The organism is Cupriavidus sp. SK-3, from assembly GCF_000611145.1.
Lineage (GTDB): Bacteria > Pseudomonadota > Gammaproteobacteria > Burkholderiales > Burkholderiaceae > Cupriavidus.
The window spans coordinates 1-12,940 of the sequence record NZ_JFJV02000080.1 but is presented as its reverse complement, the minus strand read 5'-3'; the positions used below and the strand labels follow the sequence as shown (position 1 = coordinate 12,940).

Here is a 12,940-nt window from a genome sequence, read left to right as displayed (position 1 = left end):
GGCATTAACGCTTACTCTGGACTCATCAAAAACGGGCGGGGCAAGGCGCGAAACTGGCGCCGGGTCCCGCACTGAAACCAGACCGGAGACGCAAGTGCCGAATTCAATCCCTCTCTTTGGCCGGATGCTGGCCAAGCTGGCCATTCCCTTCGCCGCCATGGCCGCGCTGGCGCCATTGGCCGCCACGGCGGCCTACCCGGAAAAGCCGATCCGCCTCGTGGTGCCTTTCGCCCCCGGCGGCGGGACCGACCTGATCGCCAGGACCATGGGGGTCACGATGTCCCAGGACCTCGGCCAGCCCGTGATCGTCGACAACAAGCCGGGCGCTGGCACCATCATCGGCTCCGACGTGGTGGCCAAGAGCGCGCCGGACGGTTACACGCTGGTGATGGCGACGCTGGCCCACGCGGTCAACCCGAGCATCCACGCCAAGCTGCCCTATGCGACCGACAAGGCATTCGCCCCCGTGATGCTGGTAGGCCGGTCGCCCAACGTGCTCGTGGTGCGCCGGGACAGTCCTTACAAAACAGTCCAGGACCTGATCGCGGCCGCCAGGGCCAAGCCGGGAAAGATCTCGTTTGCCTCCCAAGGCCCGGGCACCTCGGCGCACCTTGCCGGCGAGCTGTTCAAGTCGCTGGCCAAGGTCGATCTCAATCACATTCCTTACCGTGGCGCCGGCCCCGCGATTACCGACCTGCTGGGCGGGCAGGTCGACGTCATGTTCGCCACCGCCTCGGCGGTCGGACCGCAGCTGGAAAGCGGCAAGCTGCGCGCCATCGCGGTGACCACCGCGCAACGCTCCGCAAGCCCGGTGCTGGCCAAGGTTCCCACCATCGCCGAGAGCGGCGTGCCCGGCTATGTGGCCGAAAGCTGGTACGGCCTGTTCGTGCCGGCCGGCACGCCCGCCCCGGTGATCGCCCGCCTCAATACGGCAGCCAGGAAGGCCGTACAGACCGACGCGTTCCGCAAGCGTGCCGAAACCGAGGGCCTTCAGGTCAGTGCGGGCACGCCAGAGGAATTCGGGCGCTACGTGCGCGGCGAAGAGGCCCGCTGGAGCCGCGTGGTCAAGGAAGCCAAGATCACCGTCGAGTAATCCCGCCGCATCGGCAACATCGGCAACACATGATGCACAAGGCCAATCGCATGGCCGCCAGACAAAGAGAGACCAACCAATGACCACCACCTCGCTGATCACGCTCGACATCGATGCAGGGATCGCCACCTTGTCGCTGAACCGCCCGGAAAAACGCAATGCCATGACCGATGACATGCGCACCGAGCTGATCGCCGCCCTCGAACACGTCACGCAGGACAAGAGTATTCGCGCGCTGGTCCTCACCGGCAACGGCAAGGGTTTTTGCGCGGGCGGCGACGTAGCCGGCATGCAGCGGCGCGTGGACGCGCCGCCGGGCGAAGTTGCCTTCAATGGCTGGGCGCGCCAGCAACGGGTGCACCATACGGTCGCGCTGCTGCACAACATGCCCAAGCCGACCATCGCCGCGGTCAATGGCGCCGCGGCCGGGCTCGGCGCGGACATGGCGATGAGCTGCGATTTCGTGATGGTGTCGGAAAGCGCCAGCTTTGCGTGGTCCTACATCCATCGCGGCCTGATCCCGGACGGCGGCGGCATGTATTTCCTGCCGCGCCGCACCGGCCTGGCCAAAGCCAAGGAACTGATCTTCAGCGGCCGCAAGGTCGATGCCGCCGAGGCGCTTCAGCTTGGCATCGCCGATCGCCTGAGCGAGCCGGAAACACTGCTGGCCAATGCGCACGCCTGGGCCGCCGAGTTGAGCCAGGGGTCGGCCACCGCCCTGGCGCTGGGCAAGTCCATCCTGAACCAGACCTTCGAACTGCCGGCCGGCCAGGTGTTCGCGCAGGGCAGCCAGGCACAGGGCATCTGCTACACCAGCACCGAGCACCGCGAGTCCGTGCTGGCATTCCTGGACAAGATGGCAGCAAAGGAAAAGGCCTGACACCATGGACACAGCAAACACACGCTCCGTCATCGGCCGCCTGCTCCATCCGCGCAGCGTTGCCATCATCGGGGCTTCCGCCGATGCGGCCAAGACCGCCGGACGCCCGGTTGCCTACCTGAAGAAGCACGGGTTCGCCGGCGCCATCTACCCCGTCAACCCAAAGGTGAGCGAGATCGACGGCCTGCGCTGCTATCCGGATGTCCGTTCGCTGCCCGAGGTGCCGGATGTGGGCATCGTCCTGCTTGGCGCGGAACGCGCCCATCTGGCAGTTCGCGACCTGGCCGCCCGCGGCACCGGCGCCGCCATCGTGCTGGCCAGCGGCTATACCGAAACCGGTGCCGAAGGCGCGCGGCGCCAGGCCGAGCTGATCGAGGCGGCGGGCGCCATGCGCTTGCTGGGCCCCAATACCATCGGCCTGGTCAACCTGACCGACAACATCCCGCTATCGGCCAGCGGCGCGCTTGAGATGGCCCATTTTCCGGCCGGCAACATCGGCGTGGTCTCGCAGAGCGGGGGCATTCTTGGCGCCTTGCTGTCACGCGCCGCCGCGCGTGGCATCGGGCTGTCCAAGCTGGTTTCCACCAGCAATGAAGCGGATCTGGAACTGGCGGATTTCATCGACTACCTGGCCGATGACGAAGCCACCAGGGTGATCGCCCTGTACGTCGAAAGCGTACGGAACCCGGAGAAATTCCGCGCCGCCGCGCTGAAAGCCGCCAGGGCCGGGAAGCCGGTGGTGGCCTTCAAGATCGGTCGCTCCGAGGCCGGAGCCCGGGCGGCGGTATCGCACACGGGCGCGCTCGCCGGCGCGGACCGGATGTACGATGCACTGTTCAGGCAGGTTGGGGTGATCCGCGCGGAAACCTTCGCGGACCTGCTGGATATCCCCGCCGCGCTAGCCACCGGCAGGGTGCTGCGCGGCAACCGGATTGCCATCCTGACCTCGACAGGCGGCGCCGGCACCCTGGTGTCGGACAGCCTCGGGATGTCCGGCTTCGAGACGCCTCCGCCCGATGAAGCCACCGCGCAACAGTTGCGGGCCCTGCAAAATGGCGATCATGCTGCGCTGGATCGCAATCCCATCGACGTCACCCTGGCAGGCCTGCAGCCAGACCTGTTGCGCGGCGCGATCAGGGCGCTGCTGGATAGCCCGAGCTACGATGCCGTCGCCGTGATCGTCGGATCGTCGGGACTGGCGATGCCGGACCTGATGGCAGGCGCGATCCAGCAATGCCTGCCCACCAGTGACAAGCCGATCCTGGCATATGTCAGCCCACATGCGCCGCAGGCTGCCAGCTTGTTGAACGAGCGCGGCGTGCCCGCGTTCAGCGCGCCGGAAAGCTGTACCGTGGCATTTGACGCAATGCTGCGCGCCGCGCAATGGCGCGAGACACCGGCAGACCAGGCTGCGACGCCCGGCTTGCCCGCCGCGCATGCCAACGCCGTCCGCGCCGCGGCGGATTACCCGTGCGGCGCGCTCGACGAAGCCGCCGCAAAGCAACTGTTCGCGCGCTTCGGCATCCCCGCCGTGCGTGAAACCATCGTCGCGAACGGAGAAGAGGCAGCCGCGGCCGCCAGCGGCCTGGGCGCACCCGTGGTGCTGAAGATCCTCTCGGCCGAAATCACGCACAAGAGCGATGTCGGCGGCGTAGCCGTCAACCTGTCGCCAGAAGACGTGGCGGGCCGCCTTTTGGCCATGTGCACCGACGTGCACGCGCATACCGGCGTGATGCCGCGGCGCTTTCTCGTCCAGGAGATGGTCAGCGGCGGTGTCGAGATGATCCTCGGCATGCACCGCGATGCCCTCGGCACCGCGATCCTGCTAGGCATGGGCGGCGTCGCGGCGGAGCTGTTCAAGGACACCACCCTGCGCATGCTCCCGCCGGCGGGCGGGCTGTCGCGCGCCGAAGCGCTGGGCATGATTCGCGAACTCAAGACCTGGCCGCTGCTGGATGGCTTCCGGGGGCGGCCCAAGGCTGACGTCGACGCCCTCGCGGACGCCATTGTGGCTTTCTCCGCCATGACGGCAGCGCTAGGCGAGCGGCTGGTGGAGGCGGAGATCAACCCGGTCTTTGTGCTGCCGGCATCCCAAGGAGTGAAGGCGGCGGATGGTGTTGTCGTGCTGGCGGACTGAAGAGGGCCGGAGAGGAAGAGGGCGGAAGAGGGCGGAAGAGGGCGGAAGAGGGCGGAAGAGCGCGCGCAGAGTCACAATGTGTCCGGTTCCGCGAGCGCTGGCTATGTCAAACTCCGCTCCGATACGCTTGATTCCGGCTACCGGAAATCGGCCCCATCAGGAGCAATGCCTTGAACCCCGAACAAGCACTGACGAGAGCGCGAGGAAGAGCGACCAGCACGTCGGCAAACCGCTCGCTCGAACGCGGCATGGAGATACTCCGGGCCTTTCGTCCGGGCTCGGAGGTACTGGGCAACGGCGAGCTCGCCGAGCGTACCGGCCTGCCGCGCTCCACCGTCAGCCGGCTCACGCAAAGCCTGGTGGACGCCGGCTTCCTCCAATACGACCCAACGCTGCGCGCCTACCGGCTCGGCGCACCGGTCCTCAGCCTGGCCCACGCCATGCGCAGCGGCTCGGCGGTCCTGCAAGTGGCCGCACCGTTGATGCGCGAACTGGCGCAACGCCAGCACATCAATGTCGGGCTGGCCATGGCCGATCGCGACGAGATGGTCTACCTGGAGTCCATCCGCTATAGCCGCAAGGTCTCGCTTCGCACCGTGGTGACCGGCCAGCGCGTGCCGATGGAGCATACGTCCCTGGGCCGCGCCTACCTGGCCGCAGCCCCGGCGCGGGAGACCAAGGCCTTGCTGGAAGCCTTCAGCAAGCGCCTGCGCGCCAACTGGCCGGCGCTGGAGCAACAGATCGCCCAGGGCATCGAGCAGGTACGGACGCAGGGCTGGTGCATGGCCAGCTGGCAGCCGGAAGTGGTCGCGCTTTCCACGCCCCTGGTGTTCAAGAGCTACGCAATCCACATCCTGAACGTCAGCACAGCCACGCAGGCAACGCCGGCCAGCGCCGCGCGCCTTCTCAAGCCGCACCTGATGCAGCTGGCGGCGCAGATCCGCAGCGCGGTGGGGGATGAGGCGCCGTGATCGGGTTAAATGAGGTCCCAGATCTCATCGAGTGCTTCGCGCGGGAAATCATTGCGCCAGGCGCTACCGTTTTTCTCGCGAGCGAGTGGGAATTCACCGCGCCACGTCTGAGTCGCTGACGACTCATAGAATTTCCTGATGTTCTGGATCTCCTTCTGGCACTCCTGCGCACTGCACTTGCTCCCGGCAAGCCGCTGAACCGCGGCGGGCCAGCGCTCCGGCACCTTGACCACCTGACACTCGAACTTCACGAGGCTCGTCTGCATCCCACCGTTCGACTTGGCCTGCCTGGAGGTCAAGGACTTGCATTCGGTCCGATTCTTGGCGTTCAGTACGCTCTTCATCAACTCCATCACGGAAGGCTTCAGCGCCGGCTGCAGTTGGGCAGGGAACAGTTCCAGAATATCCTTGGTCATGTCATCCGGATATTCCTTGTCAGCCTTGACCAGATCAGCAAACGACGCGAAATCACCCGTCTGTCCCGCGATTTTTCGGGCTGGCCTCAGATAATTGTTCAGCGAGTTTACGCTGCTTTCGTCATGATTGATGATGGTCTTTATGTACAGATCAGCCACATTAACTGGCGTCATCTCTTCCGCGAAAACCGGGCGCGCGACCGAGACGGTGGATGCAGCCAGCACCAATGCGGTAGTGAACAAACCATTCAGTTTCTTTTTCAACTTTATTCTTCTCAGGTTACGTTAACTTTAAACTTCGAACAAATCGGCCAACTTTGCATTTACATGCGCTCCTTGCCGGACGGAAGAGCGAAGTAGACGTTGACCGGATCGGGACGGTTCCGCATTGTACGCCGAATAAGTGCTCAATGAACCTCTTTCTTAGAGGTATACCCGAACTCCACTGACTGGCGGGAGAAGGGGCAATCCTGGTCCCATCCCCGACTGCCCGGCAGCCGGATATCCCTCAGCAGTAGGTCAAACACTACTGACACGAACTGACAGTGCGTCCATTTTTTTTTTGGATTCCTGCGGGAAGGGCAATTCCCCAGGCATTTATCAACACCATAGGGTGACACGTGCCATTACTATTCTCATCTAGCCCTGTGTTGCAGGTCTGGAGTTCACTCTTGAGGAGAAACGGGCATGACGAAGAGCGGGTTGCAGGAAAGCAAGTCTCCTTCTCAACTGATCGACGCGAGAATCAAGGAGCTAGACGACTGGCGGGGCAAGATGCTCAACCGGCTCCGTACTTTGGTCAAGGAAGCCGATCCTGAAGTCGTCGAGGAGTGGAAGTGGAGAGGGGTTCCGGTGTGGTCGCACGACGGATTGATCTGCACAGGCGAGACTTACAAGAACGTCGTGAAGATGACCTTCGCCAAAGGGGCGGCTCTGGTGGATCCTTCGGGCCTTTTCAACGCCAGTCTTGACGGAAACACAAGGCGTGCCATCGACTTCCACGAGGACTCGAAGATAGACGAGGAGGCGTTGAAAACGCTCATTCGCACCGCCGTCACCCTGAACAAATCCAAAGCACGAGGCTAGTCCACGGTACCAGCCGTTCGACCGTCCTTTACGACGGTCTGCCTACTAATAGCCCGCCCCAGACCCAGCCGGATGTTGACATGGCCACCATCTTGGGCTTCTGGGCAGAGGCCGGCGCAGGGCAGGGCTCATGAAATGGGGGCGGCAGCGACGGATGAGTCCGCAGCCAATTTCGACCTTGAACGATGGCACATGTGGACGCCTGGTATCGATCCGCTAATCACTTCCAGCGACAAGATCCAATTGGCGTAGACGGCGGTGGGGTGAACGATGTTTGTTGCACATCGTTCACCGGATTGAAATATCGGTGCGCCGTAGCAGGATGATCCGGTTGGAGTAACACGGCAACCTATGCGCCCCCGGTCAACTGTAGCCCGCGATCAGTTCAATTGCACCACGCGCGACATAGCCTGACGAACGAAGGTAAGCAGTGCCTCATCTGCCCACGTTCCGATCATGAGATCAGGCTCATTCTCCAGCGCCTTGCGGAATTTAAGCTGCGTACCTGGGTCATCTCCTGCGTAGCTTCTGAAGAGATCGAGCCAGCGCCGCGCAAGCTCAGCCCCTTGCGGCGAATCGGGCGTGATGCCTTCATCAATCGCATCACGAACGTCGGCCATCAATTGGGGCCACTCCATCGCCCGCTTGCCGTAATTCGCGCGCATGAAGCGGATCTCGCCAGGCGACAGGTATTTTTCGTAGGTCAGCATTTTTGTTTCCGAGAATGCCCGAAGCACGTAGTCGCGCAGCGCCAAAGAGATCCCGATATGAGCCTGCAGCGACGGTTCGTTCTCGTGCATATGGTTTAGCTTTGCGGCCAACCGTGGATCGCCATTTGTGTCGCGTACAAGCATCGTCATCCATCGGATCGCCAACTCGCGGGCCTTTTCGTGCTCGGGCGGCGTCCCACTTTCCATCAGCGCTCGTACCTGCTCAACAAGATTGTCCCATCCCGCTTCCGCTTCCGGGCCATTGCGGTACACAGGCAGGCGGGCAAGTTCGTCCCGGGAGAAATACTTTTCGTACATGGTCATCAACTCCAACGTAGTGAGCCAATCGGCTAGCTCCGGCTCCTCTCCGTCCATCAACGTGCCCCGCAATCGCTTCAGATGATCTCGCAGACGCGCAGCCTGCTCGATCTGCTGATCAAGTGTTGCTATTTGCCGTTCGACGATGGATGTGAGTGGGATATCCGGCTGGTCCAAACAAGCGCCGATTTCTGTGAGCGAGAGACCAAAACCACGCAATGCCAGGATCAGGTGAAGCCGGGCAACGTCGTGGCGGTCATACAGGCGGTAGCCGTTATCGGCGCGCGCCGAAGGCGTGAGAAGACCGACTGCGTCGTAGTGGTGCAGCGTACGAACCGTGAGTCCACTGCGTTTCGCCAATTCTCCCACTTTCAAAAACATGCGAGCCTCCGTTCAAGTGCGCACGATGGAGGTTAAGACCTTACGCTACGTGAGGGTCAAGAGAAAAGAGCTATACCTCCCTATGGTCGACTATTCAGCGTCTTCCACCCCGTCTCGCGTGAGGCTGGCCGACGCCTTGCGCCACTCGCGCCAGCTGAAGATCCATTCCAAATCCTCGTCGCCGCGCAGGGGCCGGTGGGCGTTGAAATCGCTCCTCGGCACCTTGGCAAAGCGCGCGTTGAAGTCCGTGATAAACGCCGGCGCATAGGCGTTGGCCGCGTCCACGCCGGGCCGCAACTGACCATCCACGACCGCCTGGACGGTCTTGAGCCTGTCTAACTCACGCATCCGGGCAGGCTGAAGACCATGGACAGGCGCCTCAGGCGGACATTTGAACTTTGCCAGAACCGGACATTACAACTTTGCCACTACAGTTTTTGTCAAGGGCGTTCTGAAATGTCGCCCTCCCAACTAAATTCAAATGTCCTTCCTCTGGCCAGATCAGAATGTCCGGTCTAGTGCAGGATGGTTTTGGTTCTTTTGGGTCTTTTTCTGGGCTGTTTCCGTAAGGCAGTCGAGCTGGCCTGAGACGACCGAGATCCGCTCAGGGTGGGGCGGCTCTGTCACCATTGGCAAATTCAACATGGCCGCGTGCCTTTAGTTGACCGCGGTGCCGCGCGAGTGCCTCGAATCGGTAAGGTAGTTCACGTGCGCTTAGCAAACGCCGATAGCAAAGGCGATGTTCGAACGGAGCAATCCCTGGATCACGGCCGCTCGTTTTCGCGCCTAGTTAGCGTGTATCAATGTGCATGATGGCGAAGCCTCGCCGGTCGGGCGGGGCGGTTCATCAACCCTTCAGACACTCCTTGAGCGCTTGACGCCTTATCGAGGGGAAAGGTATTCACAACGCAGCGGACCAAAGACCCCTCACATGCGACGAGATATCCAGAATCGTGCGCCGCCTAGCCCCCAACTGACCTGTATGTCAATCACAATGACTGACGACGTTGGATGGACTTGCCGTTAAGCCGGCAACGTGGTCTCAGGCGCGCGGTGGAAGTGTGTCTTTGAAGAGGGTAAACGCATCCTGCAAGAGCCTATTGAAGCGACTGGCGTCACGTCGCAGTCCTGCCTGCTGACCACCGATTAAGCACAAGTGCGCCGCCTGGCCGATTATTTCTGCATGGCTAGGCGAGCGAACCCATCGACGGCACGTTCTGACCGCGAAAGCCAGTCGAGTTGCGTCGACTCGTTGCTGAAACTCGGCCACCAACGGATCGTGCAGCGCCCACGCTCGGATGGCAACTTCCCGGCCCGGCTGTTTCTCGGCGGCAATGCTCAAATAGCGCATCAAGGTTTCGCTGGCGGTGCGTCCCTGCGCTGCATAGGCAAGCATCCGCTCCGTGTAGTCCTCTTCCCACTTGGCCAGCAACGTACGCACGAAGTCTTCGCGATTGCGAAAGTGGTGATAGAACGAACCACGGGTTACGTTCAACCGGCGAGCTAGGATTTCGGCCGAGACGCCGGCGTGTCCTTCTTGGTCTAGGGACTCAAGGCCAGCCGAGACCCAGTGGTTGCGAGTCAGTTTGCTCATATGTCTGCGCCATACAGGCTGTGTATGGTGTGATCTGGATTGATACGCTGCGAACATTAACATAGACCGCCGCCGCATTTTGCACAGCAGCGCTTCTCCGGGAGTTCACCTTGAAAGAAATCGCACTGGTCACGTTCGACCAATTCACCGATATCGACCTCTTCCTAATGTGGGACATCTTGGGCCGCAACACCAAGGACTGGAACGTGCGCATCCTGGCGTCTAGTTCTATCGTGCGATCGGCGAACGGACTGTCGGTTTCGGCACATGGCTCTCTCTCTGAGGCCAATCACGCCGATGCAGTGTTGTTTGCCAGCGGCAAGCAGGGCATACCTGCAGCGCTTGCTCATCCGGATTTCCTATCATCCTTCCAACTCGATCCCACACGACAGTTCATTGGCTCCATCTGTGCAGGTGCCTTCATCCTTGAACGACTTGGACTGCTTCCTAGTGGTCGTGCGACAACTCATCCGGATGCGCGCGGAGGCTTTCAAGCTCTAGGGCTGGAGTTAGTGGACCAGCCCCTGGTATGCCAAGGAAGCGTCGCGACGGCTGGAGGCTGCCTTGCTGCGCTCTATCTGGTGGGGTGGCTGGTGGAATCCCTGTTCGATATCGAGAAACGACGCGCCACACTGCTGCCGGTGCTGCCGGCTGGACAGCAGGAACTTTACGGCGCACTGATCGGGCTCAGTATCCGGCAAGGCTTTGGCCAGATGGCCCACGGCAGACCTTGTATCGGCACATTTCCCCCAAAGGTGAATTGCGCCTGATGGCGTGAAGCCAATCGCCCGTGTCTGACTTGTAGGTTGGCGAAACCAAGGAGAGATGAGATGGCTATGTCCGACATCGAAGCCCACCCGTTGTCCGGGTGGTGGAAGATTTTATCTTTTCAGGTCGAGTTCGAGGATACAGGCGAGCGCGCGGACACATACGGTGTCGAACCACCCGGCCATATAGTCATCGAACGCGATAGGATGATGTCGATACTCACATCCAGAGAGCGCCTGAATAGCGATCCGGCGGCCCTTTTCGAGACAATGATTGCTTATTCTGGTTTGTGTCGTGTCGAGGATGGGGACAAACTCATCATCAAGGTCGACACGGCTTGGCATCCAGCCTGGATTGGCACCGAGCAGGTTCGGTTCTTCAAAGTAGATCGTGGCGTCCTAGCGATAACAACTGCGTGGCAGATCCATCCATCGTTCCCGGGGCGAATGGCTCGCGGTGCGCTGATGGCACAGAGAAACAATGTCTAGCGCAGGCTCGCGCTAAACCCAAACCATGGAGAGATTGGTTGATGATCAATGCCCATAAAGCTCATGCGATACCCGCACCATCCGACAGCATCCTGGCGCCGCTTTATAGGAGCGCGGACCTGCTGGATGCGTATGCGGTTCAGTTGCCGGCGGGGGCCAGCGACGATCTCGAAGTGTTGGCGCGCGCTGGATTCGAGCGGCAGGCGTGGTGGATTCGTGCGCTGACGCGGGTACGGGACACGATTATGGCGACAGTCGGCGTCAAATCGTCTCGTGCGGTCGGTATTGCTGCGGCGGCGCGAGGGCCGGTGATCGGTTTCTTTCCACTGCGGTCGAAGAGTGCGGCGGAACTGGTGATGGGCGAGGACGATCGGCATCTCGACTTCCGGCTCGCGATCCAGCTGCGCGCGGGTGCGGCAGGCGGCAGGGAGCTCGTCCTGGTGACCGTAGTGCATTGCCATAACTTGCTGGGACGGACGTACCTCGCGGTAATCACACCGTTCCACCGTGTAATCGCGCGGGCTAGTCTGGAACAGGCGGCAAGCCGTGCTGTCTGAACTGGTCTGCGCTTGCCGGCGATCCGGTACCAACAAGGTTAATGGACTACGCTGCATGTCAGTGGGAGAGACCCACCGTGCGGCGATGGGTTGAACTGAGCCGTCCCCCTCTTTGAGTGTGCGAAGCCAAACAGGAATTGGCTTTGCGGCGCCGCCCCAATGTTGCCTGCGACTCGACTCTTGTTTCGGCCCGATGTCCGCTCTTCGGAAGGACGAACGTCGGTAGCTGCCCTTGGAGACTGTCCCGTCCCGCGTCCACTACCGGGCGGCAAGGAACCAAACTACGGCATGGGCGTGCCCTTGATCGCCCGCTCCAGGTCCAGCCGGTTGATCAGCCGCTGCCGCTTCACGTGCAGNGGGGGGGCGGGTTGTGCGGCCGCGGCGGCTCGCCCAGCAGCGTCCGCGAAGGGCCGGCCTGGTGGCGGCCGTCGCGCAGCGCCTGCACCTGGGCGGCGATGTCCAGCACGTGGCCCAGCCGCTTGTTCTCCACGATGGCGCCCTGATCGATCGCCGAGAGCCGGTGGTAGGTGGTGTAGGGCAGGGAAGCGCCATCGGCCGGCCATCGTGTTGATCTTGCGCAGGCGCAGTTCCTTGACCAATCGGTCCTGCAGCGTGCCATTCATCCGTTCCACACGGCCTTTAGCTTGGCTCGTGTTGGCGCACAGGATATCGATGTTCAGCTCGAACAAGGCGCGCCCGAATTGCGTATAGCCGCGGCCTTCGGCATTCTCCTGCCGATTGACCCGGAAGACGCCGGCCTTGTCCGAATAAAATGCCATTGGCTTGCCGTGACGCTCGATGTAAGACCCGGCGGCCTCGAAATACCCGAACGTCGATTCCGTCGGTACAAATAGTAGCTGCATCAGGTGCCCGGTGGCGTCGTCCACGAACACCAGCAGCGTGCAGGCCGGCGCCCGCTCCTCGAACCAGGCGTGGTCGCTGCCATCGATCTGCACCAGTTCGCCCAAGCAGGCGCGGCGATTGCGCGGTTGATGCACCTTGGGCGAACGCAGCTTGCGTGGTACCCAGAATCCAGCGTCGATCATGATCCGGCGCACGCACGCCGCCGAGAGATTGATGCCATGGCGCTCGCGCAGCTTCTCGGCTGCCAGGGTCGGGCCGAAATCGGCATAGGTGTCGCGGATCAGCCTGCGGACGCGCAATTCGAGCCCGGGCGGCAATTGATTGTTGCCCGGCAACCCTTGATGGCCATTTAGCAAAGCAGGCGCACCGACGGCTTGATAATGCCGCAGCAGACGCAGCGTCTGGCGTGCCGTGAGTCCCAGCCTCGCTGCTGCGATACCGGTCTTGAGAAAGCCGTCCGCCAGGGCCTGAATGATCTTCAATCGATCGATTTGCCGCATGGTCAGGGTGATGGTGTCCGGTGCCATGAGAGCCTCCAGCAGACTGGAAACCGCTCAGGTTACGCTTGGCAAACTCGGACATTTGAACTTGGCTATAAGCGGACATTACAACTTAGCCCTGACACGCTGGAAGCCGTCAAGCTTACGCTGTTAAGGATTGTTTGATGCCTGCCCTCG

General features: G+C 61.8%; 11 protein-coding genes and 2 pseudogenes. 8 read left to right on the top strand and 5 right to left on the bottom strand.

What is annotated here, in order from left to right; translation table 11 throughout:
* The first annotated feature begins 124 nt into the window (after nucleotides 1–124).
* The 4 genes from CF70_RS08615 (at nucleotide 125) to CF70_RS08600 (ending at nucleotide 5,081) form a co-directional block, all read left to right on the top strand.
* A complete protein-coding gene (locus CF70_RS08615) occupies nucleotides 125–1,093 on the top strand; it encodes a tripartite tricarboxylate transporter substrate binding protein (RefSeq protein ID WP_035863068.1) in 969 nt (322 codons plus the stop codon).
* 79 nt (nucleotides 1,094–1,172) lie between these two features.
* Entirely contained in the window at nucleotides 1,173–1,973 is an 801-nt protein-coding gene (locus CF70_RS08610; RefSeq protein WP_035863067.1) for an enoyl-CoA hydratase/isomerase family protein, read from the top strand.
* A gap of 4 nt (nucleotides 1,974–1,977) precedes the next feature.
* Nucleotides 1,978–4,110 carry an acetate--CoA ligase family protein gene (locus CF70_RS08605; protein ID WP_035863065.1) on the top strand — a complete coding sequence of 711 codons (2,133 nt, stop codon included), beginning with the start codon at nucleotides 1,978–1,980 and terminating at the stop codon, nucleotides 4,108–4,110.
* A 170-nt stretch (nucleotides 4,111–4,280) separates the two neighbouring features.
* Nucleotides 4,281–5,081: an IclR family transcriptional regulator gene (locus CF70_RS08600; protein WP_051648163.1), complete on the top strand. Its 801-nt coding sequence runs from the start codon at nucleotides 4,281–4,283 to the stop codon at nucleotides 5,079–5,081.
* Nucleotides 5,082–5,086: 5 nt separating this feature from the next.
* Here the strand turns inward: CF70_RS08600 and CF70_RS08595 are convergent, their stop codons facing one another.
* Entirely contained in the window at nucleotides 5,087–5,761 is a 675-nt protein-coding gene (locus tag CF70_RS08595; RefSeq protein WP_152561741.1) for a hypothetical protein, read from the bottom strand.
* Nucleotides 5,762–6,184: 423 nt separating this feature from the next.
* Here CF70_RS08595 and CF70_RS08590 point away from each other — a divergent pair, with 423 nt between their 5' ends.
* Complete coding sequence (locus CF70_RS08590) at nucleotides 6,185–6,583, top strand: DUF1801 domain-containing protein (RefSeq protein WP_035863062.1); 399 nt, start codon at nucleotides 6,185–6,187, stop codon at nucleotides 6,581–6,583.
* 380 nt (nucleotides 6,584–6,963) lie between these two features.
* On the opposite strand, the gene CF70_RS08585 is transcribed toward CF70_RS08590, so the two are convergent.
* From CF70_RS08585 to CF70_RS08575, 3 genes and pseudogenes are all read right to left on the bottom strand, one after another.
* Entirely contained in the window at nucleotides 6,964–7,992 is a 1,029-nt protein-coding gene (locus tag CF70_RS08585; RefSeq protein WP_035863059.1) for a MerR family transcriptional regulator, read from the bottom strand.
* Nucleotides 7,993–8,109: 117 nt separating this feature from the next.
* Nucleotides 8,110–8,277 (bottom strand): annotated as a pseudogene (locus CF70_RS08580) (ISNCY family transposase); the annotation flags it as partial.
* A gap of 757 nt (nucleotides 8,278–9,034) precedes the next feature.
* Nucleotides 9,035–9,586 carry a TetR/AcrR family transcriptional regulator gene (locus CF70_RS08575; protein ID WP_017225576.1) on the bottom strand — a complete coding sequence of 184 codons (552 nt, stop codon included), beginning with the start codon at nucleotides 9,584–9,586 and terminating at the stop codon, nucleotides 9,035–9,037.
* 110 nt (nucleotides 9,587–9,696) lie between these two features.
* On the opposite strand from CF70_RS08575, the gene CF70_RS08570 reads away from it, so the two are divergent.
* Genes CF70_RS08570 through CF70_RS08560 form a run of 3 tightly spaced genes read left to right on the top strand, consistent with a single transcriptional unit; the run spans nucleotide 9,697 to nucleotide 11,399 of the window.
* A complete protein-coding gene (locus CF70_RS08570; RefSeq protein WP_051648162.1) occupies nucleotides 9,697–10,356 on the top strand; it encodes a DJ-1/PfpI family protein in 660 nt (219 codons plus the stop codon).
* A gap of 60 nt (nucleotides 10,357–10,416) precedes the next feature.
* The gene (locus CF70_RS08565) at nucleotides 10,417–10,842 is read left to right on the top strand and encodes a lipocalin-like domain-containing protein (protein WP_051648161.1); all 426 of its coding nucleotides are present in this window, start codon (nucleotides 10,417–10,419) and stop codon (nucleotides 10,840–10,842) included.
* 41 nt (nucleotides 10,843–10,883) lie between these two features.
* Nucleotides 10,884–11,399, top strand: coding sequence for a DUF2867 domain-containing protein (locus CF70_RS08560; RefSeq protein ID WP_035863053.1), 516 nt, complete (start codon nucleotides 10,884–10,886; stop codon nucleotides 11,397–11,399).
* Nucleotides 11,400–11,756: 357 nt separating this feature from the next.
* Here the strand turns inward: CF70_RS08560 and CF70_RS08555 are convergent.
* A pseudogene (locus CF70_RS08555) lies at nucleotides 11,757–12,790 on the bottom strand (ISNCY family transposase); the annotation flags it as partial.
* Nucleotides 12,791–12,940 lie beyond the last annotated feature (150 nt).

Coding starts and splice junctions, on each gene's coding strand:
- CF70_RS08605 (WP_035863065.1), top strand. CDS start 1,978: ATGGACACAGCAAACACACGCTCCGTCATCGGCCGCCTGCTCCATCCG.
- CF70_RS08575 (WP_017225576.1), bottom strand. CDS start 9,586: ATGAGCAAACTGACTCGCAACCACTGGGTCTCGGCTGGCCTTGAGTCC.
- CF70_RS08610 (WP_035863067.1), top strand. CDS start 1,173: ATGACCACCACCTCGCTGATCACGCTCGACATCGATGCAGGGATCGCC.
- CF70_RS08565 (WP_051648161.1), top strand. CDS start 10,417: ATGGCTATGTCCGACATCGAAGCCCACCCGTTGTCCGGGTGGTGGAAG.
- CF70_RS08615 (WP_035863068.1), top strand. CDS start 125: ATGCTGGCCAAGCTGGCCATTCCCTTCGCCGCCATGGCCGCGCTGGCG.
- CF70_RS08590 (WP_035863062.1), top strand. CDS start 6,185: ATGACGAAGAGCGGGTTGCAGGAAAGCAAGTCTCCTTCTCAACTGATC.
- CF70_RS08560 (WP_035863053.1), top strand. CDS start 10,884: ATGATCAATGCCCATAAAGCTCATGCGATACCCGCACCATCCGACAGC.
- CF70_RS08585 (WP_035863059.1), bottom strand. CDS start 7,992: ATGTTTTTGAAAGTGGGAGAATTGGCGAAACGCAGTGGACTCACGGTT.